Raw genomic sequence first — 25,805 nt, 5'->3', positions numbered from 1 at the left:
ACGCGCTCGCGGATCTTCAGCTGGCCTTGTTGGCGTTGACGGCTGCCTCGATCACCTCGCTGCCGATCTCTCCTTCGAACTTCTTCCAGACCGGCTGCATGGCCTTGCGCCACTCCTCGCGTTGCGCGGGAGTCAGTTCGATGATCTCGCTGGTGCCGGCTTTGGCGATGGCGCCGCGAGCCTCGTCATTGAGTGCCTTGGCCTGACGGTTCACCTCCAGGGTGACCTCGTCCATCACCTTGTTGAGCTCGGTGCGCACGTCCTCGGGCAAGCCCTGCCAGAACGTGGTGTTGGTGATCACCATGTAGTCGATCAGGCCGTGGTTGGACTCGGTGAAATAGGGCTGGACCTCATGGATCTTCTGGCTGAAGTAGTTGGACCAGGTGTTTTCCGTGCCATTGACGACCCCGGTCTGCAGGCCCTGGTACACCTCGGCGAAACTCATCTTGCGCGGCGCGGCGCGCAAGGCCTTGAACTGCTCGTCGAGGACGGCGGAGGCCTGGACCCGGAACTTCAGACCGCGGGCATCCCTGGGTTCACGCAGCGGCTTGTTGGCCGAGAGGACCTTGAGGCCGTTGTGCCAATAGGCCAGACCGGTGATGCCCTTGCCCTCCATGCTGGTCAGCAGCGCCTTGCCCTGGGGCCCGGCCTGGAAGCGGTCGACCGCCGCCATGTCATCGAACAGGAAGGGCAGATCGAAGACCTGCACCGCCTTGGCGTAATGCTCGAATTTGGCCAGCGAGGGGGCGAGCATCTGGACGTCGCCCAGCAGCAGGGCCTCCATCTCCTTGCCGTCGCCGAACAGCGAGGAGTTGGGGTAGACCTCCACCTTCACCCGGCCGGGCAGGCGCTCTTCCGCCAGCTTCTTGAACAGCACGGCCCCCTGCCCCTTGGGCGTGTGCTCGGCGACCACATGGGCGAACTTGATGGTGATGGGCGCTTCATCCGCCGCGTACAGCGAACCGGCGAAGGAAAACACGGCGGCACAGAACAGCGTCTTGAACGGAAACGTGGGCATGGCGACACCTCATCTTGTTTTTGTAATCAGGTCGGGTTATTAAACGCGCCCCCTCCACGGGGCGGAATTCAGCATTGCCCAACAGGGCCTTCAGCTCCGCCTAACACGGGAGCCGCCTTTTCCAGGCGTCCGAGCAGACGGCGCGCGCGCCCTATCACGGGCGCATCGATCATCTTTCCGTCGACGACGAAGACCCCCTGCTCATCCTGACTCGCTGCGATCACCCGCTGCGCCCAGTCGATTTCCGTGGCCGTCGGCGCCAGGGTGCCATGCACCACGGCGACCTGACGGGGATGAATGCACAACAGCCCGGCGAAACCCTGGTCGCGGGCGCTGGCGGTGGCCGCCGCCAGCCCGGTCAGGTCATCGATGGCCGGAAAGACGCTGTCCAGGGGTGCGGGCAACCCGGCCAGTCGGCCTTCCAGCAGGAGTCGAAAGCGTGCCTGGTCCAGCAGCCGTTCCGCTGCCGGGGTACCGCTTTCCCAGCCGAGATCCAGGCCCAGATCCAGGCCACCGAGCACCAGGCGCTCCACCCCGGCAGCCCTGGCGATCTCCTTGAGTCGATCCAGACCCCGGGCGCTCTCGATGATCGGCCAGACGGGCTTGCCCGTCTCGCCATGGACGCGCTCGACCTGGGCGGCGCTTTCCGCCTTGGGCAGGACGATTCCGCGCACCTGCCGGAGGCGTTGGCACAGCGCCAGGTCGTCGCCATGCGCCGGGTGGGCGGCGGCATTGATGCGGATCCAGACCCGGAAGTCCGGCGCGGCGAGCAGTGCCTGTTCGAGGGCGTCACGTGCGGCCGTCTTGGCGGCTTCGGCGACTGCATCCTCCAGGTCCACGATCACCGCATCGGCGCCACTCGCCAGGGCCTTGGCGATTCGCTCCGGGCGCGTCGCCGGGAGGAACAGGGCGGAACGAGGATCGGCGGGAAGCGTGTCGGCGCCGGGGGTCATGGCGCACCTCGCTGTTGCGCCGCGTCCAGGGCAGCGGGGTCATAGCCCAGCTCCTGCAACACCGCTTCGGTGTGCTCGCCCAGCGCGGGAATCGGATCCATCCGCGGCTCGAAGGCACTGTTGCTCGCCGGCGGCAACAGGGCGGGCAAGGGACCGGCCGGGCTGCCCACCTCACGCCAGCGATCGCGCTCGCGCAGCTGGGGATGCGCCCACACCGCCGCCATGTCATTCACCTGGGCATTGGCGATCTGCGCCCGCTCCAGACGGGCGATGACCTCTGCGGTCTCGAGCTGGGCGAACGCCTCGACGATCAGGTCGCGCAGCGCGCCGCGATTCGCCGAGCGTTTGAAGTTGGCGGAAAATCGCGGATCCGTGGCCAGTTCCGGTTGCAACAGCACCTGCTCGCAGAAGAGCTGCCACTCCCGCTCGTTCTGCAGGCCCAGCATCACCGTGCCGCCATCGCCCGCGGGAAAGGGCCCGTAGGGGTAGATGGTGGAATGGGCGGCGCCGGCGCGCGCGGGCGGCGGCATGCCGGCATAGGCGTAATACAGCGGATAGCCCATCCACTCCACCAGGCTCTCCAGCATGCTGACCTCGACGCGACTGCCCTCCCCCGTCCGCTCCCGCAACAGCAGCGCCGACAGGATGCCACTGTAGGCATACATGCCGGCCGCGATGTCGGCGATGGAGCAGCCAGCCTTGGCCAGCTGGTCATCGCCAGGTCCCCCCGTCACCGAGAGAAAACCTGCCTCGCTCTGAATCAGCAGGTCGTAGGCTTTCTTGCGTTCATAGCTGCCACCGCCGCCATAGCCGGACACGTCGCAGACGATCAGCCGAGGAAAGCGCGCGTGCAGGACGTCGAAATCCAGCCCCAGCCGACTGGCCGCGCCCGGCGCCAGGTTCTGCAAGAGGACGTCCGCCTTGGCGAGCAGCCCATCCAGCACGGCGAGGGCGGCGTCCTGTTTGAGATCCAGGGCCACGCTCTCCTTGGAGCGATTGGTCCAGACGAAGTGGGAGGCGAGCCCGGCGACACGCTCGTCGTAGCCGCGGGCGAAATCGCCACTGCCCGGCCGCTCGATCTTGATGACGCGGGCGCCCAGGTCGGCCAGTTGCCGGGAGCAGAACGGGGCCGCGATCGCATGTTCGAGACTCACGACCGTGATGCCATCCAGAGGACGAGGTTTTTCGACAGCCATCTTGGTTCACTCCAGGTCAGGTGAAGCAGTAGAGATCCACGCACTCGTGCAGCCGCCAGGCCCGGGCGATCAGGGCCTCGGCATCGGCGGGCGTGCGCTTGCCGGCGAAGGCGACCAGCCGGCGGAATTTGTCTTCCAGTTCAGCCCTGTCGAGGGTATTGCCGGGATCGCCCTTGGGCTCGTCGATCCGTCCCTGCAGAACAGCGCCCTGGCGGGTCGTCACCTCGACCCTGCCCAGCCAACGCTGGGGATAGGCGGCGTCGACCTCGGGGTCCAGCCGCATGCCGACGCGTGCGCGGAAGGCCGCGACCGCGGGATCGTTCAGCGCGGCAGTCGCGAAATCACCCAGTTGCGCCTGGCCGTGGACGGCGATCAACCCCAGTACCGTGCCCATGGAAAACTTCGCCTGGTGCACGGTACGCGGCACCTCGACGCGACCGAGCACGTCCAGGGCGCCCTGGTGGACCCGCGCGGTCACCTGGGCGATGTCTTCGGGCGCCAGGCGTTCGCGCTGCATCAGGTCCAACAGGGCATCGGCCGCAGGGTGGGTATGGCGGCAGGACGCATGGAACTTGAAGGAGGTTTCCAGCAAGGCCCAGCGCTGCCCCAGGCGATCGCTCAGCCGGCGGGCGTCGGCGTCAGTGGAGAGACCGGCGGCCAGGCCCTGCTCGCCCTCCAGGATGTTGCGCGCACCGGTCAACCCCTGCGCCGTGAGATAGGCCGCCAGCAGCCCATCCGCCGCCGCCTTGGCGGTATGCAGCTGCTTGGAATCCGCCGCGTCGCGCAGGAACTCCCAGAGCCCTGCCGCCTGGGTGCCCGCGTTGCCGAGCACCTGGATGAACTGCTCCCGGTCGAAGTCCAGCAGCTTGCCCACCGCCACCGCCGCGGCCAGGGTGCCCACGGTGGCCGTGGTATGGAAGATCCGATAGTGCGAGCGCCCGAGGAATTCACCGATGCGGATACCCGCCTCATAGCCGGCAACCGCGGCGAGGATCAGCTCCTGTCCGCTCTTTCCCAGGTCCTGGGCTGCGGCCAGTGCGGCGGAAAAGACTACCGTGGCCGGATGCAGCACCGAGCTGTTGTGCAGATCATCCTGCTCCACCAGGTGAGAGGCGGCGCCATTGACCAGCGCGGCGAAGTAGGCCGAGGTGCCGTAGGGCGCGACCAGTACCCGGGCACGCCCCTCGGGGGGGCCCATGCTCTGCGCATAGGCATGGAACAGCGGTATGGGATGGCTGCCATCGCTGGCCAGCGCCGAGCCCAGCCAGTCGAGAAACAGTTCTTCGGTCCGCGTCACGACGCTGGCCGGCAGATCCGCATAGGCCAGCTCGCCGAGAAAGGCCGCCAGACGTTCGGTATGGGTCATGGCGGTCACCCTAGAAGGAGCGCGGCAGTTCGAGCAGGTGCTCGGCCACGTAGGAAAGAATGAGGTTGGTGGAGATCGGAGCGACCTGGTACAGGCGCGTCTCGCGAAACTTGCGCTCGACGTCGTACTCGGTGGCGAAGCCGAAGCCTCCGTGCGTCTGCAGACAGGCGTTGGCCGCCTCCCAGCTGGCCTTGGCCGCCAGGTACTTGGCCATGTTGGCCGCCGCGCCGGCGTTTTCGCCGCGGTCGTACAGGTCGCAGGCGTGCCAGCGCATCAGATCCGCGGCTTCGATTTCGATATGGGCCTCGGCGATGGGAAACTGCACGCCCTGGTTCTGCCCGATGGGGCGACCGAACACCACCCGGTCGCGGGCATAGTGACGGGCCTTGTCGACGAACCAACGGCCATCACCGATGCATTCCGCGGCGATCAGGGTGCGTTCGGCATTGAGACCGTCGAGGATGTAGCGAAACCCCCTGCCCTCCTCCCCGACGAGGTTGCTGGCAGGAATTTCCAGCTCGTCGAAGAACAGCTCGTTGGTCTCGTGATTGACCATGTTGGGGATGGGCCGAACGGTCAGCCCCTTGCCGATGGCCTCGCGCAGATCCACCAGAAAGATCGACATCCCCTCGGACTTGCGCTGGACGGCTTCCAGCGGCGTGGTCCGCGCCAGCAGGATCATCAGATCGGAATGCTGCACCCGGGAGATCCACACCTTCTGCCCATTGATCACATAGCGATCGCCCCTGCGCACCGCCGTGGTCTTGATCTTGGTGGTATCGGTGCCGGTGGTGGGCTCGGTGACGCCCATGGACTGGAGGCGCAGCTCGCCGCTGGCCAGCCGTGGCAGATAGGCACTCTTCTGCTCGTCGCTGCCGTTTCGCAGCAGGGTGAACATGTTGTACATCTGCCCATGGATGGTGCCGGAATTGCCGCCGCAGCGATTCACCTCCTCCAGGATGATGGACGCCTCGGCCAGGCCCAGCCCCGAGCCGCCATAGGCTTCCGGAATCATGGCGGACAGCCAGCCCGCCTCGGTCATCGCCCGGACGAAGTCCTGGGGAAAGCCCTTCTGCTCATCGATCCTGCGCCAGTACTCGGCCGGGAAGCCGGCGCAGAGGCCACGGACGCCGTCGCGAATGGCGGAGAATTCTTCTTGTCGTTCGTCCAGCATGGGAGTTTCTCTCTTGTCGTTATAGGGGCACCGCTGTCACTCGAATCGCAGCCGAGCCACCTGGGCTGCACCGTCGCCATTTCCGGCCCACAGCTCCGCCTCGCCGGGCGCGATGACCTGACCACTGAGCGTGAAGGGAGCGGGCGCGATCAGCGGACGAACGCCGCGATAGCTGAACTGCCGTATCCGCGCGGTGGGATGAGCGCGACGGAAGCTGCGCAGCGACAGGGTCGCGATGAGCGGGCCATGGACGACCAGACCGGCATAGCCCTCCTGCTGGGTCGCGTAGGGCCAGTCGTAGTGGATGCGATGACCGTTGAAGGTCACCGCCGAATAGCGGAAGAGCAACGTCGGCTCGGGTACCACAGACTCCGCCCAGCTGCCGAGCGCGATGGCTTCGCCGCTGCCGGCCTTGGGCGCACCCGGCTCGCGATAGACCAGGTCCTGCTCTTCGCGCAACACCAGTTCGTCCTGTTGGAAATAACGGTGCTCCACGGTCACGAACAGCAGGCTGCCGCTACGGCCCGTCTTCTCCTCGACGCGCAGCAGCGTCGAGACGCAGCGCGCCCGCTCGCCAACGTGCAGCTCGCCGAGAAAGTCCAGGCGCCCGCCTGCCCACATGCGATTACGCCCTTCCGCCGGCGGCAGGAAGGTACCGCGCGCCGCATGCCCATCGGGCCCGAGCTGGGCCCCTGCCACCGGGTTGTCGAAGAAGGCCCAGTGCCAGAGCGGCGGCAGCGCCTCGCCCGCCGCCAATGGCGGTTCATCGAAGGTGTGGGCGATGCGCGCGACCTGGCGTTGCCCCAGAAAATCCTCTGTTTCGAGGGTTCGTCCCACCCAGGCAGTGGCTGGCGTCGCGTTCATGCTTGACTCCCATCGATAGGCTCATCGCCAGCTTGCGGGGAGTTGTTTCGTTCTGTGAATTTACATTTGCGTAAGCCGGCATTCGGCTAGGCTGAACGCCAAAAAACGCACGGAGCACGCGAGCATGCATTTCGACCTTGCTGACCTGCGGCTTTTCATCCATATCGCCGAGTCGCCCAGCCTGACCCAGGGCGCACGCCGCGCGGCCCTGTCGCCGGCCGCCGCCAGCGCGCGAGTGAAGGCCCTCGAAAGCCAGTTCGGCATTCGCCTGCTCTACCGTGACAGTCGCGGCGTCGAGCTCACGCCAGCGGGCCAGCGCCTGCTGCAGCATGCCCGTCTCATCATGCGCCAGGTCGACTTTCTCAAAGGCGAATTCACCGAGTACCGCAGTGACGCCACCGGCCATATCCGCATCTTCGCCAACACGACCGCGGTCACCGAGTTCCTCCCCGGATTGCTGGCCGTCTATCTCGCGGATCGCCCGGGCGTGACGGTGGATCTGCAGGAGCGCCTCAATCGTGACATCGTCAGGGGGGTGATCGACGGGGCAGCGGATCTGGGCATCACCGCCGGACTGATCGAAGCGAGCAATCTGCAGATCCTGCCCTACAGCATGGATCGCCTGACGCTGGTCGTGCCCACCGGGCATCCCCTGGCCAGCCAGCCCCAGGTCACCTTGCGGGAGACCCTGGACTATCAGCACATCTGTCTGCGCGAGGGCACCAGCCTGCTGAATTTCCTGCGGGATCAGGTGGAACGTCTCGGTGCCACCCTGAATCTGCGTATCCAGCTCTCCAGTTTCGAGGCCGTGTGCCGCATGGTCGAAGCCAAGGTGGGCATCGGCATCCTGCCCGAATCCGCCGCCCGGCATCATGGCCGAAGCATGGCGATCCGGACGGTGAGGATCGAGGAACCCTGGGCGGTTCGCGAGCGAAACATTCTGGTCAGGGATCTGGAGGCACTACCGGAAAGCGTCCGCGCCCTGGTCAGGCTCCTGCAGGATTCCGCGGGGAGTTCCGACGCCCCACGACCTCTGTAAGCGCGCTCCTTCCCCAGGCGCCAACAGGTTTCCCAGGCAGCGGCTGGCGCCCGAACTGGCGGCGCTGCTCCATCGGCCCTTCTGAACGGCCCGGCATCGCAACGATCTGGCTTGGTCTCGCCTTGATTACCCGGGCAGGGAGAACCAGTCCCAAAGCGATCCAAAACACAGGGGTGGTATTATCTAGCGGCAGGCAGATACGATGAAGGCTGACCGGCCGGGAGATGGCTGGGAGGCCTTGCGTCAGCGCCGGGATGCCTGGGTGCGTCCACGGCTCGCCAGGCGAAACGTCGACCCAGCTCGCGATAGCCGGAAAACACGAAACCTCCGCTGCGCGCCTGATAGGCACTGCGCCTGGCGCGGTAGACCCGCGGAATCAGATACCAGGGCAAGCCCGGCAGATCGTGGTGGACCAGGTGCAGGGTATTGTTGAGAAACAGCCAGCGCAGCGCCCCGCCGCTCTCGTTGAGCACGCACCTTTGCGCCGGATCCAGCGCCGGGCGGTGTTCGTAGAAGGATCTGATCAGCGCCAGGGCCAGCGCTGGCCAGGCCACCCCCAGCACATAGACCAACAGGGGCATGCCAGACACATCGTGGATCATCAGGAGCAGCCCTGCGCAGAGGGTCAGGTGGATCAGCCAGACACCCAGCACGACCCGCTCGCCACGCCGGCAGCGGCGGACTTCGAGTTCCAGCATGCCGTGCAGCGACAGCACCGGTCCCACCAGGACACGCCCGAGCAAGGTCTTGTCCAGCCAGAGCAACGCCCGTCCGGCCTGCCCTCTTCGCTCCCAGACCTCGCCATCCACATAGCGGCTCTCGGGATCGAGGTCCGGGTCGGTGAGGTTCTCGCGCCGATGGTGCGCCAGATGGCTGTCCCGATAGAGCGGAAAGGGAAACCAGAGGCCGAGGGGTGGATAGGCCAGCAGGGCATTTACCCGGGGCCAGCGCGTGGGATGACCGTGAATCAACTCGTGCTGCAGCGACTGGTGCAGCACGACGACCAGAATCAGCGGTGGCAGGGTCCAGTAGCCAAGCAGCGGCCAGGCCAGGACGAGCAGGAGCCAGCTTGCGTAGACCCCTGCGACCAGCCCCCAGGTAGGCCATTCGCTGCGGGCGGTGAACGTATGCAGGAGCAATTTGACCAGGCGGCGATGCCGCGTATCGAGATAGACAGTCACCACAGGGCCCTGATAGCCAGAAATCAAAGCCGACCTTAGAAAAAGAGCATCCCGAAGTGAAATATCGTTAAGGCATTACTTCATGAACAAGTGGTTGTCCGCTGACTTCAGCCATGCAATGGCTCGATATTCAACGTCTTGCCGCGATAATTCCGCAGCCCATCTAACGATCATTCAAGCGACCAATAAAATCATAAGCTTATAAAAATTATCCACACCAAGACCCAACTGTTGCGGGAACAACACTTCTGGCAAGGAATAATTCGAGACATATCCTTAGCACTTTTGACAACTGGCCAATGGCTCGAAGTGCCTTCTAGACTTGAGCCAACTCTGCACTTGTCAAAGTCCGCCATGCTTGTATCCAACAAGATGCTCCGTACGGGTGAACCTGCACCCACTTCCCCGATAAGGACTCATGCAAGGCCGGCGGGCAGGCAGCAAGACGAATGGGCTCCGTCCACCCGATACCGTCCCGCAGCGCCGGTAGCGGTCCTGAAAACCTTGGGCCGCCGTCTGCTGGCGGCGATCGCCCTGATCAGCCACACCCGCGCCGCCCAGGCCGAGATGGCCCGTCTCGGTCTCGCCCGTACCGAATCTCTCCCGACAGCATTAGAAGGATCTCCATTCCCATGAGCATCATTTCCGCAGGCTGGGGCGCCGGCCCTTCCGCGCGCCATGCCGACCTCTCCGCGCGCTTTCAGCCGCTGTTCCAGCGCGTCCGCGCGGGCGCCATCCAACGCGAGGTGCAGCGGCGGCTGCCGGTCGAAGAGCTGGACTGGCTGAAGGCGGCGGGCTTCACCGCCCTGCGGCTGCCGGTCGAGCACGGCGGCGCAGGCGTCACCCTGCCGGAACTGTTCGCCCTGCTCATCGAACTGGGCGAGGCGGATTCCAATCTGGTCCAAGCCCTGCGCGGCCACATGGGCTTTGTCGAGGGCCTGCTCAACAGCGACGACCCGGCGCGCCGCAGCCGCTGGTTCGCGCGCATCGCTGCCGGCGAGACAATAGGTCCGGCGTCCAGCGAAGTCGGCGATGCCCGGCGCGCCGAGTTCAGCACCCGCGTACGCCGCGAGGGCGACACCCTGCTGCTCTCCGGTACCAAGTTCTATACCACCGGTTCGCTGTATGCCGACTGGATCGACGTAGGCGCCACCGACGAGGCCGGCACCCGCGTCATGGTCACCGTCCGCCGCGATGCCCCCGGCGTCGAGGTGGTGGATGACTGGAATGGCTTCGGCCAGACCCTGACCGCCAGCGGCACGGCGACCTTCACCAATGTGCGCGTAGAGCCTGCGGACGTGGTGGCGGTGGGCGAGCGCTTCCGCTATTCACCCGGCTTCTTCCAGGTCTTTCACCTCGCCAATCTGGCGGGCCTGGGACGGGCCATGAGCAGCGAGGTAGCGGCCGCGGTCGCCGCTCGCACCCGCACCTTCACCATCGGCAACGCCGACCGTGTCAGCCAGGATCCCCAGGTGCTAGCCGTGGTCGGCCAGGTGCGCAGCGCGGCCTACTGCGCCGGGGTGATCGCCCTGAAGAACGCCGAGGCCTTGCAACGGGTGCATGACCTCAGGCAGACGGACGACCAGGCCGCCGAGGATCGCGCGGTGGCGCTGGCCGAACTGGAAGTCTGCCAATCGCTCAATGTGGTGACGGACCTGATCATCGAGGCCTCCGGACGCCTGTTCGACGCCCTGGGCGCCTCGGCCACGCTGAGACCCCAGGGGCTGGATCGCTTCTGGCGCAATGCCCGCACCCTCGCCTCCCACAATCCGCGCATCTACAAGGATCGAATCGTCGGCGACTTCGCGGTCAACGGCACCCCGCCACCGCCGCAGTGGAAGATCGGCGTCGCCTAGGCCGCCGAACCGGCCGGAAACCCCGACGAGAGCCGCCCTGCCCCGCTGGCCGCCGCCCCCGGCGATGCTTTAAGCTCGCCGGCCTTACCCCCTGGAGCGGTGTCATGGAAAGGTCTCGCAGCAATCGTCAGGCCATGTGGAAGGCCATCAAGGATCCGCGCTTCATCCCGGTGGCGGTGGCGGCCGTGTGCATCGTGCTGTTCTTCGTATTCGGGCTGATCGACGTCCTGGGCAACTGATCTTCCGCCGGGACGCCGGCCTATCCCTGCTGCGGACAGGCCATCATCCCTGCTCGCCCGGCCCGCGGGGACGGTCGCCCAGGATGGTCGCCCGGTGCATCACGCGCCGCTGCGGACGATAGTCGTCACAGGCGTAGTGCTGGGTGATGCGGTTGTCCCAGAAGGCCAGATCGCCCGCCTGCCACTGCCAGCGCACCTGGAATTCCGGTCGGGCGGCATGGGCGAACAGCAATTGCAGCAGCGCCTCGCTCTCGGCTTCTGCCAGCTCGACGATCCGGTTGGTGAAGCCGGCGCTGACGAACAGCCCCTTGACCCCGGTCTCCGGGTGCACCCTCACCACCGGATGACGCACCGGCGGGTTGGCCGCGCGTGCCGCATTGAAACGCTGCAAGCCTTCCGGCGTCTGGCCGAAGCGCTCCAGCGGAAAGGATTTGCTCAGGTCGTGCCAGGCACTGAGACCGTCGAGCAACTCGCGAAGGGGTGCGGACAGCGCCGCATAGGCCGCGGAATTGCTCGCCCAGAGGGTATCGCCGCCATAGGCAGGCACCTGGCGCGCGCTGAGCAGCGACCCCAGCGGCGGCGTCTGGATGAAGGTCACATCCGTATGCCAGAGCGCGTTGTCCCTCAGGTCGTTCAAGTCGGTATCCAGCACCAGGATTTCCGGCTGCTCGGGATGCTTGGGATAGATCGGGTGGATGTGCAGATCGCCGAAATGGGCCGCCACGTCCCGTTGCTGGCGTGGCGTCAGCAACTGGTCACGCAGAAACAGCACCTGATGCTCCAGCAGCCCCTGGTGGAGTGCCGCGTGGCTGGCGGCGTCCAGGGGCTCGCGCAGATCCAGGCCATGGACGCGCGCCCCGAGGGCGGGGCTCAGGCGTTCGAAGGTAAGGGTCATGGGCGTTTCCCTACTGCCAGCCGGCATAGCGCCGCTGCAGGGCGCGCAGCCCCAGTTCGATGGACAGGGCGATGCTGGCGATCAGCAGGATGCCCACCACCACCACGTCGGTGGCCATGAACTGGGCGGCCGATTGCACCATGAAGCCCAGGCCCCGATTGGCCGCGATCAACTCCGCGGCCACCAGGGTCGACCAGCCCACCCCCAGGGCGATCCGCAGGCCGGTGAGGATGTCGGGCAAGGCACTGGGAAGGATGACGTGCCGCACCACCTGCGCTCGCGAGGCGCCCAGGCAGCGCACTGCCTGGCGTCGCGCCGGATCGACCCGGCGCACCCCACCCACGGTGGCGATCAGCAAGGGCGCGAACAACGCCAGATAGATCAGCAGCACCTTGGACAGCTCGCCGATGCCGAACCAGATCACCATCAGCGGCAGGTAGGCCAGCGGTGGAATCGGCCGATAGAACTCCACCAGGGGGTCCAGCGCGGCGTTCAGGGTCGGGTTGAGGCCCATGGCGATGCCCAGGGGTACCGCGGTCAGCACGGCCGCCAGTAGCGCCGCCAGCACCCGCAGCAGGCTGGTGCCCAGGTGCTGCCAGAGGCTGGCATCCAGATAGCCGTCGGCGAGCAGTCCCTGCAGGGCGACCAGCAGTTGTTCGGGCGACGGCAGGAACAGGGTATCCACCCAACCCAGATGGGTCGCGCTCCACCAAAGCGTCGCCACGCCTGCCAGGGTGCCCAGCGCTGCCACGCGGCGGCGGTCCAGGTGCAGTCGACGGCGTTCCCGGGTATCGCGCAGGGAGGTTGTCAGGGTGTCAGAGGACATGATCGGGAGACTCCTGCAGAAAGAGGTCGAGCAACTCCTGGCGCAGCTCGGCGAAAAGGGGATCGGCCTTGATCGCGCGAACGGGCTCCCCCGCCAGATGGCGGCGGGCGAAAGGCACCTCCAGGCGGCGGACGATGCGCGCGGGCGGTCCGTCCAGCACCAGCAGCTCGGTCGCCAGAAACAGCGCCTCGTCGACGCTGTGGGTGATGAGGAACAGGCCCTTGCCGGTGCGTTTCCATACGTCCAGCAACAGCACCTGCATGCGTTCCCGGGTCAGGGCGTCGAGGGCGCCGAAGGGTTCGTCGAGCAGCAGGAAATCCGGGTCCACCGCCAGGGCGCGGGCCAGACCCAGGCGTTGGCGCTGGCCACCCGAGAGTTCGCCGATGGCGTGCTCGGCGTGCTGTGGCAGCCCCACCAGCTCGAGCATCTCGCGGGCCCTGGCCTCGCGCTCGGCACGACCCAGCCCGCGCAGGCGCAGGCCCAGGGCGACGTTGTCGAGCGCATTGAGCCAGGGCATCAGGGCGTCGTCCTGGAACACCACGCCGCGTTCGCCGCCCGGCCCTGCCAGGGTCCGGCCATCGAGCTGCACGCGCCCTTCATCCAGCGATTGAAAACCGGCGAGCACGTTGAGCAGGCTGGACTTGCCGCAGCCGGACGGACCCAGGACGACCAGGGAGGCGCCCTTCTCCACCGCGAGGTCGAGACGCTGCAGGATCGGTTGACGACGGCCACGGCGGACGAATCCGAGGCTGGCCTGTTCCAGGGTGAGTCGACTCATGACCGGCTCCTGTCGGCTGGGAAAAAAAGCCCCTCCGGAGAGGGGCGAATCGTGGCGTGAAGGGGATCGCTATTGGGCCTTGCGGACGTATTCGGCGCTGACATAGGGCGAGTAGTCGTCGAGCACCGTGGGAATGCGCTTCTGTTCCTTGAGGAATTCGGCGGTGCGGGCGATGGCCTTGGCCGTGCCGCCACCGAGCAGATCGGGCCCGAGTTGCGCCTGGGCATCCGGATAACGTGAGCCGGCCAGTAATTCGGGGATGTCCGCGGCATCGGCGCCGGTCAGGCGAGCGATCTTCCTGGCCTGCTCGGACTGCGCATCCCATGCCTTGCCATGGGCCTGGTAGTCGGCGAAGGCCTGCAAGGTGACCTTGGCGTACTGGGCGATGACCTCGGGATGCTTTTCGGCGAAGTCCTTGCGCGCCACCCAGACCTCGAAGGTTGGCGCACCCCAGCTGCCCACCTGGGCGGCATCGGCGAGCACCTTCCCGTTCTTCTTGATCTCGCCCAGCGCGGGTGACCAGACGAAGGCGCCATCGATATCACCGCGGCGCCAGGCAGCGGCGATCTCGGTGGGATTGAGGTTGACGATCTTGACCTTGGTGGGATCCACGCCCCAGTGCTTGAGGGCTCCCAGCAGGCTGTAGTGGGAGGTGGAGACGAAGGGCGTGGCGATGGTCTTGCCGACCAGTTGCTCGGGTCTGTCGATCCCGCTGCCATCGCGTACGACCAGGGCTTCGGCGGAATCGATTTGCGCGGAGACGAGGAAGGTCACCAGCGGCAGCTTGCGCGAGGTGGCCGCCGCCAGTGGGCTGGAGCCGAGATTGCCAATCTGGACATCACCCGATGCCAGCGCGGCGACGACCTCGGGACCGCTGTTGAAACGGCGCCAGTCGATCTTCTGGCCAATCGCCTGGTCGTAGCGGCCATCGGCCTGGGCAACCTTGGAGGGATCGACACCGGTCTGGTAGCCGACCACCAGATCGGCAGCGGTCGCCTGCACCGCGAGCGTTGCCAGGCCTGCAGCCAGCGCCAGGGACTTGAGCAGTGAATTCATGAAGGCCTCCTTGTCGGCAGGCACGCCGGAGCGCGCCCTCGGCATCGACTCGATGCCCGTTGGAGGCCAAGCTAAACGATCTAAGTATCGTCAGATAAATAACGAAAAGGAATCAGCTTAGGCACGGTGCTGGACGGTTGCGGACACCACCTGCTTCCACCAGAAAGGAGAACACGGCCTGGAACCAGGCCGCGAGAGGCAGCAATCAGCCCTTGCGCTGATTGAGGAAGCGGAAGCAGCCAGCCAGCAGGTCGTCGAAGCGCCAGGGCTTGGGCAGGTAGTAGATGTCCGGGGCGCGCTCGGGCTGCAGCTCTTCGAAATAGCCCGAAGAGACGATGATGGGCAGACCCGGCAGCTGCTGCTTGACGCGGCGCGCCAGCTCCAGGCCGTCGATGGCGCCTGGCATGCGGACGTCGGTGATCAGCAGATCAGGCGTCGGACGCGCACTCGACAGGTATTCCCAGGCTTGATCCGCAGTGCCGAAGGTGTGCACTTGAAAGCCTTCGCCTTCGAGCACCTCTTCCATCAGCCCGAGCAACATGTTCTCGTCTTCGACGACCACTACCACTGGTTTCATAAATCCGTCTCGATCTCCGCAGGTCCGCCATCTGACTGGACGTATCTCGTTGGGGCGCGAATTCTACTCCTATCCGGCGTCGGCTGCGCACTCTCCTCTGAGCTTAGACGCGAGGTGCGACATCCTGCCCCACTGATCAACAGAAAAAAGCCAGCACCGCGCAACAGGCATCCCACCTATCGGGGTGGTATTACCACCCTGGGACCGTTTGCCGGACATTCGGGGAACCGTGGCTAAGCCCCTCAGTCGGAAAACAGGTGTCTCGAAAGGCTCCCCGCGGTTCCGGCGCGTCAGCTTTTCTGGATCACGGGGAGCCGTCTGCCTGAGGAAATTGCGCATGACGGCCATCGACTGGACGGGTTGGCTCAACGCCCCCTGGATCACCACGCTGATCGCGGCGGGGGTCGCCCTGCTGATCAGCAGCGTCGCCCTGACCCTGGCGTTCGCGGCCATCCGCCGCCTGGCCAATCCCTTCCTGCTGGCGCGCAACCTGGTCAAGTACGCCGAGAAACCCGCGCGCCTGGCCGTGCCCCTGGTGGTGTTGCAAGGTGTCTGGAATTCCGCACCCGATGCCCTGCCGCTGTTGCGTGCCGTACAGCACCTCACCGGTCTGCTGAGCATCGCCGCCTTTACCTGGCTGGGGCTCCGGGCGGTCAAGGCCGTCGGCGCGACCATCGCCCTGCGCAATCCCGTGGATGTGGCGGACAACCTGCGGGCCAGGCGGATCCAGACGCAGAATCGGGTGCTGGTGCGCAGCCTCAGCTTCATCGTCCTGCTGGTGGGCATCGCCCTGATGCTGATGACCTTCCCGGCGGTTCGCCAGGTGGGTGCGAGCCTGCTCGCCTCGGCCGGGGTCGCAGGCCTGGTCGCGGGTATCGCTGCGCGACCGGTCCTGGGCAATCTCATCGCCGGCCTGCAGATCGCCGTGACCCAGCCGATCCGGCTGGACGATGTGGTCATCGTCGAAGGCGAATGGGGCCGGGTGGAAGAGATCACCGGCACCTACGTGGTGGTCCGCATCTGGGACGACCGCCGGCTGGTGGTCCCGCTGCAATACTTCATCGAGACGCCCTTCCAGAACTGGACGCGCTCGTCTTCCAGCCTGATCGGGTCAGTCTTCATATGGGTTGACTATTCCCTGCCCCTGGCACCCATCCGCACCGAATTGGAACGCGCCTGTGCCGAGGTGCCCCATTTGTGGGATGGCCGTGTCTGCGTGCTGCAGGTGACCGATGCGTCCCACGATTCCATCCAGCTGCGCGTACTGGTGAGTTCGGGCGATTCCTCCAAGAACTGGGACCTGCGCTGCTTCGTGCGCGAGCGGCTGATCACCTACATCAATCGCGAATTCCCCCTCTGCCTGCCCAAGCTGCGGACCGAACTGGGACGCCGTGACGTGCACCCCGCGCCACTATCCGACGAAAGGCAAGAGCCGGTCGTTCGTCAGCCAGAAGTCTGATTTTTCGGCCAATTGTCGCGATCAGGTGACCATCAAGCGGTTCACCTGGCGGTTATTCAGAGGTGCCGGCCCGAACCGCGACGGCTTTCGGGCATGCATCTGGCAATACGAAGCAAGACCGCAACATTCGAGCGGGAAACTTGTGACGTTGTCCGTGAGTCAGTGCGAGAGCAATCTGGAAATCCGCGAAGCAGTTCTCGCCCAGATCCAGACATCTCAAGAAGAGGTGACCGGCAAAAAGGCTGTAGCAGCTCGGCTGTAGGCGTTTTTGAACCAGGAGCATCGAGCTTCAGGAAAGAAGCAATCAGGTAAACCTCAGTCTCGAACTTGCTGCATTGGGAGCGCACCATGGCAAATGCCGTCGTGGGGAAATTTGGGGCTCTGGAGCCCGTTGAAACTGCCACTCGCACCACCAGATCCAGCTCTCTCCGCAAGCGCACGGACGAGCCTCAGCTGACGCTGAGCTCCGTCGTCGAAAGTCGCAAACGCATTCTCTTCGTGACCCCGGAAATTTCCGACTTCGTCAAGGCCGGTGGCCTGGGCGAGGTATCGGGTGCCCTGCCGCGCGCCCTCGCCGCCTCCCACGACGTCCGGGTGTTGATCCCCGGCTATCGTCAGGTGATGGCCGCGATCAAGGATCGCGTGCAGATGGTCGGCCGCATCGCCGCCCGCGCCGCCATGCCGGCCTGCGAGATCGGTCGCGTCAATCTGGAAGACGGCCTGGTCGTCTATGTACTGATCTGCCCCGAACTCTATGAGCGCCCGGGCAACCCCTATGGCGACCTGAACGGTGCCGACTGGGCCGACAACCATATCCGCTTCGGTCGGCTGGCCAGCGCTGCCGCCGATTTCGCCCTGGGCGACGCCTCCATCCGCTGGGTGCCGGACCTGCTCCACCTCAACGACTGGCAGACCGGCCTCGCCGCCGGCTACCTGCGCTGGAAGGGTGCCAGCACCCCGTGCCTGACCACCATCCACAACCTGGCGTACCAGGGCCTGTTCCCGGCGTCGGTCATGGCCGACCTGGACATCCCCGCCCACGCCTTCCAGATGGAGGGCCTGGAGTTCTGGGGCAAGGTGTCCTTTCTCAAGGCCGGTCTGGTCTATGCCGACCACATCACCACCGTCAGCCACACCTACGCCCAGGAAATCACCACCGCGGAATTCGGTTGCGGCCTCGAAGGCCTGCTGCAGGTCAAGGCCCGTGACGGCAAGCTGACCGGTCTGCTCAACGGTATCGACGATGGCTGGAGCGCCTGCAGCGACCCGCACCTGTGCCAGCAATTCACCGAATCGGACTGGGACGGCAAGGCGGTCAACGCCGCGCGCATTCGCGAGGAATTCGGCCTGGAGCCCTCCAACGGCCCGTTGTTCGCCGTGGTCTCCCGACTGGTCCAGCAGAAAGGCATCGACCTGACCATCGAGGCGGCCGATCACATCGTCGCCCGCGGTGGCCAGCTGATGATCATCGGTTGCGGCGAGCCGCACATCGAGCGCCAGGTACGGGCCCTGGCCCTGCGCCATCCCGGTCGGGTCAGTGCCCACATCGGCTTCTGCGAGACCGAGGCACGGCGCATGTACGCCGGGAGCGACTTTTTGCTGATGCCCTCGCGCTTCGAGCCGTGCGGCCTGAGCCAGATGTACGCCCAGCGCTTCGCCTCCCTACCGATCGCCACCCGCACCGGTGGCCTGGCCGACAGCATCGAGGACGGCACCACCGGCTTCCTGTTCGCCCCGCTGTCGCTGGAAAACTACATCAGCGCCATCGACCGCGCCCTGGGTGTGTTCGAACGTCAGGACCTCTTGCTGGCCATGCGTCATCGCGCCATGCAGGGCCCGTTCTTCTGGTCCGAATGCGCCAAGCCCTATGCCTCGCTGTACCTCGATCTGCTCCAGACCACCGCTCACCAGGAGCGTCAGCTCGGCGCCTGAGGCGCAACCTGACTACCAAGCGCTTTTCCCTCGGCAAAAGGCCGACGAAAAGCGCTTTCCCCGCCTAACTTTGCGCAACTCTCACCGGTCATAACAGCAACTGCGGCCAACTGGGCCGCAGCGTCTTTTCTGCCGTCCGGTTTCGGGAGTTCTCTATCCATGACTGATATTTCGCGCGACGCAGCCGCGGTGACCGGGGGCTATGCCTGGCAGACCCGTGCCGGTGCCACTCTGGTGAACAAGGAACGCACCCTCTTCCACTTCTGGGCGCCCAGCGCCGACGCCGTGTCGGTGGTCCTGGAAGGTGGCATGACCCTTCCCATGGAAGCCGAGCAAGACGGCTGGTTCGCGGTGGAGGCCCAATGCGGTGCCGGCACCCGTTATCGCTACCAGATCAAGGACCTGCTGGTCCCCGACCCGGCCTCCCGCGCCCAGGCCGGCGATGTGCACGAGCCGAGCATTGTCATCGACCCGACCACCTACCACTGGCAGACCGTCGAGTGGCAGGGCCGTCCCTGGCACGAGAGCGTCATCTATGAATTGCACGTCGGCACCCTGGGTGGCTTCGCCGGCGTCGAGAAGCTGGTGCCGCGCCTGGCGGCACTGGGCGTCACCGCCATCGAGCTGATGCCGCTGTCGGAATTTCCCGGCGATCGCAACTGGGGCTATGACGGCGTGCTGCCCTATGCGGTGGAAGCCTCCTATGGCACCCCGGACGACCTCAAGTCGCTGATCGACACCGCCCACGGCCATGGCGTCATGGTCTACCTGGACGTGGTCTACAACCACTTCGGACCGGACGGCAACTACCTGCACGCCTATGCCGAGCGCTTCTTCCGCGAAGACATCCATACGCCCTGGGGCGCGGCCATCGATTTCCGCCAGGACGCGGTACGCCGCTACTTCATCGACAACGCCCTGATGTGGCTGATGGAATATCGCTTCGACGGCCTCAGATTCGATGCCGTCCACGCCATCAACGACAAGGGCTTCCTCGAAGAGATGGCCGAGGAGATCCGCAGCACCGTCGAGCCGGGTCGCCACATCCACCTGATGCTGGAGAACGAGGACAACACGGCCACGCTGCTGGGTGGCAAGCACTACAACGCGCAGTGGGCGGACGATTGGCACAACGTCATCCACCCCATGCTGACCGACGAGAACGAAGGCTACTACCAGGACTTCACCGAGGACGCCACGGCCAAGCTGGTACGCTGCCTGGGCGAGGGCTTCATCTACCAGGGCGAGCAGACCCGCCATGGCAAGGCCCGCGGTGAACCCAGCAAGGACCTGCCGGCCTCGGCGTTCGTCATCTTCCTGCAGAACCACGATCAGGTCGGCAACCGCGCCTTCGGTGAACGCCTGACCCGTCTGGCGCCCGAGCCGGCGCTAAAGGCCGCCACTGCCCTGCTGCTGCTCAGCCCGATGATTCCGCTGCTGTTCATCGGTGAGGAATGGGGCAGCCGCCAACCCTTCCTGTTCTTCACCAGCCACAACGATGAGCTGGCCGAGCTGGTCCGCGACGGCCGTCGCAACGAATTCAAGGACTTCGATTTCTTCACCAGCGAAGAGCATCGCCAGCAGATCCCCGACCCGAACGCCGCCAAGACCTTCGAAGATTCCAAGCCCAATTTCGGCGAGGCCGATCAGCCCGATCACGCCGCCTGGCTGGGGCTGTATCGCGAGCTGCTGGAAATCCGCCGCCGCGAACTCTTCCCGCGTCTGGAAGGCGCTCGCCCCCTGGGCGCCGAAGCCCTGGCCGAGCGCGCCGTACGGGCACGCTGGAGTCTCGCCGACGGTAGCCGCCTGACCATCGAACTCAACCTGAGCGACAAGGCCGTGCCGGTGGACGAGGCTCCCCAGGGCGAGCTGCTGCACAGCAGTGACGCCAGCGCAACGCCGACCCGCCAGGACGGCACCCTGGCCGCTCACTCGGCACTGGTCTGGCTGGAGAAAAAGGCATGAGTGGAGATCTTCTGGAACAACTGGCGGAGGCCGCGGGCATCGCCATCGAATGGACCGCCTACGACGGCAAGCGCCAACGGGTGAGCCCCGAGGCCCTGCGCAATCTGCTCAAGGCCATCGAGTTGCCGGCGGACAGTGACGACGAGATCGACACCAGCCTGCGCAAGCTGGCCGAGGTGGGCGACAAGCACCATCTGCCGCCGCTCATCACGGCGGTGGTCGGCAAGCCGGTCGGGGCGCCGGACCAGTTCAAGCGTGGCGTCCGCTACCAGGTGCAGCTGGAAGACGGCGAGCGTCTGGACGGTCAGGTCGACGAGCGCGGACAGCTGACGCCGATCAGCGCCGCCGGTTATCACCAGGCCGAGGTCGATGGCGAAGCCCTGACCCTGGCCGTCGCGCCGGAACGCTGCTTCACCATCGCCGATGCCACCGGCAACGAGCAGGCTCGTCTCTGGGGGCTGGCCGTGCAGCTCTATAGCCTCAGGCGCGAAGGGGGCAGCGGCGCCGGCGATCTGCAGGGCCTGGTGCACTTCGCCAAGGCCGCAGGCAGCAAGGGCGCCGACGCCCTGGCCATCAGCCCGCTGCACGCCATGTTCAGCGCCGACGGCAGTCGCTACAGCCCCTACTCCCCGTCGAGTCGGGTGTTCTTCAACGTGCTCTATGCCGCGCCGGAGCTGGTCCTGGGTGCCGAGCCGGTGCGCCAGGCCATGCAGCGCGCCGGCCTGCAGGCCGAAGCCGAGCGCCTGGAGCAACTGGAACTGATCGACTGGCCGGCCCTGGCCAGGCTGCGGCTGCGCTTGCTGCGCACCCTGCACCTGGATTTCCGTACCGCTGGCGGTGAGCTGCGCGAGCGCTTCGAAGCCTTCCGCCGCGACGGTGGCGACGCCCTGGAAAACCATTGCCGCTTCGAAGCCCTGCATGCCTCCTTCACCCAGGGCGATGCCTCGCCCAGCTGGCAGCATTGGCCCCAGCAGTATCGCGATCCCAAGAATCCGGCCGTGGCCGAATTCGCCGAACGCCATGCCCAGGACGTGGAGTTCTATGCCTTCACCCAGTGGCTGGCCAGCGAAGGACTGTCGGCGGCCCAGGCGCAGTGCCGCGAAGCAGGCATGAAGATCGGCCTGATCGCCGACATCGCCGTAGGCGCCGACGGTGGCGGCAGCCAGGCCTGGAGTCGCCAGGAAGAGCTGCTGGCCTCGGTCACCGTGGGTTGTCCGCCGGATCTGCTCAACCAGAAGGGCCAGGGCTGGGGCATTTCCGCCTTCTCCCCCACCGGCATGGTCAAGCATGGCTTTCGCGCCTTCATCGAGATGCTCAGGGCCAACTTCGCCCATGCCGGCGGCGTGCGCATCGACCATGTGATGGGGCTGCAACGTCTCTGGCTGGTGCCCGAGGGTGCCTCCCCGGCCGACGGTGCCTATCTCTCCTATCCGATCGACGACCTGCTGCGGCTGGTGGCGCTGGAATCCTGGCGCTATCGCTGCGTGGTCATGGGTGAAGACCTCGGCACCGTACCCGAGGGCTTTCGCGAGCGACTGGCCGAGCGCGCCATCATGGGCATGCAGGTGCTGTTGTTCGAGCGCGATGGCGACGCCTTCAAGCCGGCCGCGCAGTGGTCGGACACGGCCATGGGCATGCCCACCACCCACGACCTGCCGACCCTCACCGGCTGGTGGCAGGGTCGCGACGCCGATTGGCAGGAAGAACTCGGACTGCTGCCCGACGGCACCTCGCGCCAGGACCGTCTCGACGAGCGTGCCAAGGATCGCCAGCAGCTGGCCAAGGTGCTGGAACTGGACGACACCAGGGAAAGCAATGTCGAGTCCGCCGTCGATGCCGCCATCGACTTCATCGGCCGCACCCCGGCGCCGCTGATCATCCTGCCGGTAGAAGATGCCCTGGGTCAGCTGGAACAGGCCAACCTGCCCGGCACCACCAACGAACACCCCAACTGGCTCCGCCGCTGGGACGACCCCGCCGAGCGCCTGCTGGATGCCGCTACCCCTGAACGACGCCTACGCGTGCTGAGCACTGCTCGTAACAATCCGGAGAACACTCGATGAGTCGCTTGCGCGCTACCGTACGCCTGCAGTTCCACAAGGACTTCACCTTCGACGACGCCCTGCCCTTGGTGGAGTACTACGCCAAGCTGGGCATCAGTCATTTCTATGCCTCGCCCATCACCACCGCACGCGCCGGTTCCGTGCACGGCTATGATGTGGTCGATCCGACCCGGGTCAACCCGGAACTGGGCGGCGAAGAGGCGCTGCGGCGCCTGGTCGCCCGCCTGCGCGAACACGGCATGGGCCTGATCGCCGACTTCGTGCCCAACCACACCAACGTGGGCGGCTCGGAGAACGCCTGGTGGCTGGACATCCTCGAATGGGGTCGCCAGAGCCGCTACGCGGGCTTCTACGACATCAACTGGTACGGGCCCGACCCGGATCTGCAGGGCCAGGTGCTGCTGCCCTTCCTCGGTGACGCCTATGGCAACGTGCTGCAGGCCGGCGAACTCAAGCTGGTGTTCGACGCCGAGCAAGGCGCCTTCCGCGTCGAGTACTACGCCCACCACTTTCCGATCAATCCGGGTACCTACGGCCAGATCCTGCGCGAGAGCGACCTGCCCCAGCTGAGTCTGTTCGCCGATGCCTTCTCGGCACGGGCCAAGGACCTGGAAGAAGCCCGTGGCGCCCAGCGCCAACTGGCCGATGCCGCCAAGGACCCCGCCGTCGCCGCCGCCATCGACAAGGCGGTCGCCGCCTTCGACGGTAGCCAGGCCGCCAACCAGGAGCGGCTGCACGCCCTGCTGGAGAGTCAGCACTATCGCCTGGCCAGCTGGCGCACCGCCTCGGACGACATCAACTGGCGGCGCTTCTTCGACATCACCGAACTGGGCGGCCTGCGCATGGAGCGCCACGAGGTGTTCGAAGAAACCCATTCGCTGATCTTCCGCCTGATCAGCGAAGGTCTGCTCGACGGCCTGCGCCTGGATCACATCGACGGCCTGGCCAATCCGCGCGCCTATTGCCGCAAGCTGCGCCGCCGCGTCGACGACCTCTGCGCCAGCCGCAGCGGCGGCGCGCCGGAGGACGGCTTCCCCATCTACATCGAGAAGATCCTCGCCGAAGGCGAGCAGCTGCGGGAAGGCTGGGGCATCGACGGCACCACCGGCTACGAATTCATGAACGAGGTGTCGGCGGTGCAACATGCCGCCAGTGGCGAAGCCCCGCTGCGCCAGTTCTGGGCCGAGCGGACCGGTCGCACCGAGGACTTCCTCGAAGAGGTGCGGGAAGCGCGGCGCCTGGTGCTCACCACCGCGCTGAACAGCGAATTCGAATCGGCCGTGCATACCCTGCACCTGCTGGCGCAGCAGGACTGGCGCACCCGCGACACCAGCCAGGGCGCCATCCGCCGGGTGCTGCTGGAGCTGATCGTGCAGTTCAAGGTCTATCGCACCTACGCCGGCGCGGCGGGCTTCGTCGGCAACGACGCCCAGTGGTTCGATACCGCACTGGAAGCTGCCCGCCCCCACGTCAGCGAGGCGGAGCAACCGCTGCTGGAACAGCTGCGCGCCTGGCTGGGTGGCGACGCCCCGCGTCACAAGCCCGTGGGCAGCGTGGCCCGCCGCGAGCAGCGTCGTGCCATCACCAAGTTCCAGCAACTCACCTCGCCGATCGCCGCCAAGGCGGTGGAAGACACGGCCTGCTATCGCTCCGCGCCGCTGCTGTCGCGCAATGACGTGGGCTTCGATCCGCAGCATTTCGCCCAGCCGGTCAGTGCCTTCCACCAGGCCAGCGGTTGGCGCGCCGAGCACTTCCCGCGCAACATGCTGACCACCGCGACCCACGACCACAAGCGCGGCGAAGACACCCGCGCGCGCCTGGCCGTCGTGTCGGAACGCCCGGACGCCTATATCGCCCAGGTCAGTCGCTGGATGGAACAGGCCGCACCGTTGCGCGGCCAGTGGAACGACGCCCCGGCGCCGACCCCGGGCGATGAACTGATGCTCTACCAGACCCTGCTCGCCAGCTGGCCGCTGCAGCTCCAGGCCGATGACCAGCAGGGGCTGGAGGCCTATCTGGAGCGCCTGCTGCAATGGCAGGAAAAGGCCCTGCGCGAAGAGAAGCTGGAGTCCGATTGGTGGGCGCCGAATGGCGACTACGAGGCGGCCTGCAAGGCCTTCCTGGAAGGTCTGCTCACCGACGACAACTACCGCGCCCTGCGCAGCGAGATCGTCACCGCGGTCCGCGAACTGGCTCCGGCCGGTGCGCTTAACGGCCTGGTGCAGATGCTGCTGCGCAATACCGCGCCCGGCGTGCCCGACCTCTACCAAGGCGGTGAATTCTGGGACTTCAGCCTGGTGGAGCCCGACAACCGCCGTGCCGTGGACTACGCCCCACGGCAGCAGGCGCTGGCCAAGCACGCTTCCGTCGAGGCTGCCCTGGATGCCTGGCAGACTGGCGAGATCAAGCAACAGGTACTGGCTGCCGTCCTGCAGCTGCGCAAGCAGCAGCCGCAGCTGTTCACCGAAGGTCGCTACCTGCCCCTGACCGTAGTGGGTGCCCATGCCGATCAGGTGCTGGCGTTCGCCCGTACCTGGGAGCAACAGGCGGTGATCGTCATCGTGCCGGTGCATGCCTCCGACCTCATGCAGAACGATGGAAATCTCCGCTTTTCCGCAGAGGCCTGGCAGGACACCCGGATAAAACTTCCGGAAACCTTGTCCATGTACCGTTTTGGGGAAACTTTTGCCCCGGCATCTGTCCATGACCAGAAGAAAGAGCTTTCTGTCGGCGAGGTTCTGGCACGTTTTCCGCTTGGATTGCTCAGCACACAAGACATCACTCAAGGAGCCGCACCGCAATGACCCAAAAAGACGAACGCATCCAGCAGCTCGCCTATCAGATCTGGGAGTCCGAAGGACGGCCGGCCCACGAACACGATCGCCACTGGGAGATGGCGACTCGACTGTACGAAGCCGAACAGGAAGGCGTGGCCAAGAAGACCGCGGCCAAGAAGCCTCGCGCGACCAAGGCTGCGGCAGCGAGCGCGGACAAGCCCGTCGCCAGCAAGCCCCGCACCACCGGCAAGACCAAGAGTGGCAGCGAGAAGGCCGCTACCGAAGCCGCAGCGGCCGGTGAGTCGGTAACCGAGAAGGTGGAATCGGCGGCCAAGAAGGTTGCCTCCAAGGTCAAGCAGGCGGTCAAGCCCAGTGCAGGCAAGACCGGCGCGAGCAAGACCACCGCCAGCAAGGCCAAGGCCGATGCCAACGTCGAGGCAACCGGCGTAGGCGTGGCGCCGGCCACGCCGAAGAAGCCGCGCGCGTCCCGCGCCAAGGCGGCCACGACCAAGCCCGCCGCCACCGAGTGATGTGATGTTTCGGCCTGGCCGTCCGGCCAGGCCTTCCCCCCGCCGCCTCGCTGCGGTGTCT

At 66.0% G+C, this 25,805-nt stretch carries 21 protein-coding genes; 9 read left to right on the top strand and 12 right to left on the bottom strand.

What is annotated here, in order from left to right:
• Positions 1-16 precede the first annotated feature (16 nt).
• The 6 genes from PSK12I2_RS0116755 to PSK12I2_RS0116730 all read right to left on the bottom strand — a co-directional run bounded on the left by PSK12I2_RS0116755 (position 17) and on the right by PSK12I2_RS0116730 (position 6,571).
• Complete coding sequence (locus PSK12I2_RS0116755) at positions 17-1,018, bottom strand: TRAP transporter substrate-binding protein (protein ID WP_027599252.1); 1,002 nt, start codon at positions 1,016-1,018, stop codon at positions 17-19.
• Positions 1,019-1,086: 68 nt separating this feature from the next.
• Positions 1,087-1,971: a CoA ester lyase gene (locus PSK12I2_RS24015; RefSeq protein ID WP_051398740.1), complete on the bottom strand. Its 885-nt coding sequence runs from the start codon at positions 1,969-1,971 to the stop codon at positions 1,087-1,089.
• Entirely contained in the window at positions 1,968-3,167 is a 1,200-nt protein-coding gene (locus PSK12I2_RS0116745; protein ID WP_027599251.1) for a CaiB/BaiF CoA-transferase family protein, read from the bottom strand. Before PSK12I2_RS0116745 ends, PSK12I2_RS24015 begins: the two co-directional genes overlap by 4 nt.
• A gap of 16 nt (positions 3,168-3,183) precedes the next feature.
• Positions 3,184-4,533 (bottom strand): MmgE/PrpD family protein, encoded by a 1,350-nt coding sequence (locus PSK12I2_RS0116740; RefSeq protein WP_027599250.1) that lies wholly within the window; start codon positions 4,531-4,533, stop codon positions 3,184-3,186.
• A gap of 10 nt (positions 4,534-4,543) precedes the next feature.
• Complete coding sequence (locus tag PSK12I2_RS0116735) at positions 4,544-5,707, bottom strand: acyl-CoA dehydrogenase family protein (RefSeq protein ID WP_037007799.1); 1,164 nt, start codon at positions 5,705-5,707, stop codon at positions 4,544-4,546.
• 36 nt (positions 5,708-5,743) lie between these two features.
• On the bottom strand, positions 5,744-6,571 hold the full coding sequence (locus PSK12I2_RS0116730) for a MaoC family dehydratase N-terminal domain-containing protein (protein WP_027599248.1): 828 nt from the start codon (positions 6,569-6,571) through the stop codon (positions 5,744-5,746).
• Between the two features lie 124 nt (positions 6,572-6,695).
• Between PSK12I2_RS0116730 and PSK12I2_RS0116725 the strand changes: the two genes are divergently transcribed.
• A complete protein-coding gene (locus PSK12I2_RS0116725) occupies positions 6,696-7,610 on the top strand; it encodes a LysR substrate-binding domain-containing protein (RefSeq protein WP_027599247.1) in 915 nt (304 codons plus the stop codon).
• A 179-nt stretch (positions 7,611-7,789) separates the two neighbouring features.
• Here PSK12I2_RS0116725 and PSK12I2_RS24010 read toward each other — a convergent pair whose 3' ends face one another.
• Positions 7,790-8,791: a fatty acid desaturase gene (locus PSK12I2_RS24010; RefSeq protein ID WP_084222128.1), complete on the bottom strand. Its 1,002-nt coding sequence runs from the start codon at positions 8,789-8,791 to the stop codon at positions 7,790-7,792.
• 632 nt (positions 8,792-9,423) lie between these two features.
• Between PSK12I2_RS24010 and PSK12I2_RS0116715 the strand changes: the two genes are divergently transcribed.
• The gene (locus PSK12I2_RS0116715) at positions 9,424-10,647 is read left to right on the top strand and encodes an acyl-CoA dehydrogenase family protein (RefSeq protein WP_027599246.1); all 1,224 of its coding nucleotides are present in this window, start codon (positions 9,424-9,426) and stop codon (positions 10,645-10,647) included.
• 104 nt (positions 10,648-10,751) lie between these two features.
• A complete protein-coding gene (locus PSK12I2_RS25295; RefSeq protein ID WP_255211796.1) occupies positions 10,752-10,886 on the top strand; it encodes a hypothetical protein in 135 nt (44 codons plus the stop codon).
• Positions 10,887-10,929: 43 nt separating this feature from the next.
• On the opposite strand, the gene tauD is transcribed toward PSK12I2_RS25295, so the two are convergent.
• The 5 genes from tauD to PSK12I2_RS0116685 all read right to left on the bottom strand — a co-directional run bounded on the left by tauD (position 10,930) and on the right by PSK12I2_RS0116685 (position 15,018).
• A complete protein-coding gene (gene tauD, locus PSK12I2_RS0116705) occupies positions 10,930-11,781 on the bottom strand; it encodes a taurine dioxygenase (RefSeq protein WP_027599245.1) in 852 nt (283 codons plus the stop codon).
• Positions 11,782-11,791: 10 nt separating this feature from the next.
• Positions 11,792-12,607, bottom strand: coding sequence for a taurine ABC transporter permease TauC (tauC, locus tag PSK12I2_RS0116700; protein ID WP_027599244.1), 816 nt, complete (start codon positions 12,605-12,607; stop codon positions 11,792-11,794).
• On the bottom strand, positions 12,597-13,385 hold the full coding sequence (locus PSK12I2_RS0116695) for a taurine ABC transporter ATP-binding protein (RefSeq protein WP_027599243.1): 789 nt from the start codon (positions 13,383-13,385) through the stop codon (positions 12,597-12,599). Before PSK12I2_RS0116695 ends, tauC begins: the two co-directional genes overlap by 11 nt.
• A 69-nt stretch (positions 13,386-13,454) precedes the next feature.
• Positions 13,455-14,441: a taurine ABC transporter substrate-binding protein gene (gene tauA, locus PSK12I2_RS0116690; RefSeq protein ID WP_051398739.1), complete on the bottom strand. Its 987-nt coding sequence runs from the start codon at positions 14,439-14,441 to the stop codon at positions 13,455-13,457.
• Between the two features lie 205 nt (positions 14,442-14,646).
• Positions 14,647-15,018, bottom strand: a complete 372-nt coding sequence (locus PSK12I2_RS0116685) for a response regulator (RefSeq protein WP_027599241.1) — start codon at positions 15,016-15,018, stop codon at positions 14,647-14,649.
• Positions 15,019-15,355: 337 nt separating this feature from the next.
• Here PSK12I2_RS0116685 and PSK12I2_RS0116680 point away from each other — a divergent pair, with 337 nt between their 5' ends.
• The 6 genes from PSK12I2_RS0116680 to PSK12I2_RS25290 all read left to right on the top strand — a co-directional run bounded on the left by PSK12I2_RS0116680 (position 15,356) and on the right by PSK12I2_RS25290 (position 25,744).
• On the top strand, positions 15,356-16,477 hold the full coding sequence (locus PSK12I2_RS0116680) for a mechanosensitive ion channel family protein (RefSeq protein WP_037007798.1): 1,122 nt from the start codon (positions 15,356-15,358) through the stop codon (positions 16,475-16,477).
• Between the two features lie 348 nt (positions 16,478-16,825).
• On the top strand, positions 16,826-18,409 hold the full coding sequence (gene glgA / locus PSK12I2_RS0116675) for a glycogen synthase GlgA (RefSeq protein ID WP_051398771.1): 1,584 nt from the start codon (positions 16,826-16,828) through the stop codon (positions 18,407-18,409).
• 159 nt (positions 18,410-18,568) lie between these two features.
• The gene (gene treZ, locus PSK12I2_RS0116670) at positions 18,569-20,374 is read left to right on the top strand and encodes a malto-oligosyltrehalose trehalohydrolase (protein ID WP_027599238.1); all 1,806 of its coding nucleotides are present in this window, start codon (positions 18,569-18,571) and stop codon (positions 20,372-20,374) included.
• On the top strand, positions 20,371-22,437 hold the full coding sequence (malQ, locus tag PSK12I2_RS0116665) for a 4-alpha-glucanotransferase (protein ID WP_027599237.1): 2,067 nt from the start codon (positions 20,371-20,373) through the stop codon (positions 22,435-22,437). Before treZ ends, malQ begins: the two co-directional genes overlap by 4 nt.
• On the top strand, positions 22,434-25,241 hold the full coding sequence (treY, locus tag PSK12I2_RS0116660) for a malto-oligosyltrehalose synthase (RefSeq protein ID WP_027599236.1): 2,808 nt from the start codon (positions 22,434-22,436) through the stop codon (positions 25,239-25,241). The genes malQ and treY overlap by 4 nt, the downstream gene beginning before the upstream one ends.
• On the top strand, positions 25,238-25,744 hold the full coding sequence (locus tag PSK12I2_RS25290) for a DUF2934 domain-containing protein (RefSeq protein WP_027599235.1): 507 nt from the start codon (positions 25,238-25,240) through the stop codon (positions 25,742-25,744). Before treY ends, PSK12I2_RS25290 begins: the two co-directional genes overlap by 4 nt.
• Positions 25,745-25,805: the final 61 nt, after the last annotated feature.

It is taken from the genome of Pseudomonas sp. MOIL14HWK12:I2, from assembly GCF_000510745.1.
Taxonomy (GTDB): Bacteria; Pseudomonadota; Gammaproteobacteria; order Pseudomonadales; family Pseudomonadaceae; genus Chryseomonas; species Chryseomonas oryzihabitans.
The sequence above is the reverse complement of the archived record's forward strand: the minus strand, read 5'-3'. Positions and strand labels throughout refer to the sequence as shown.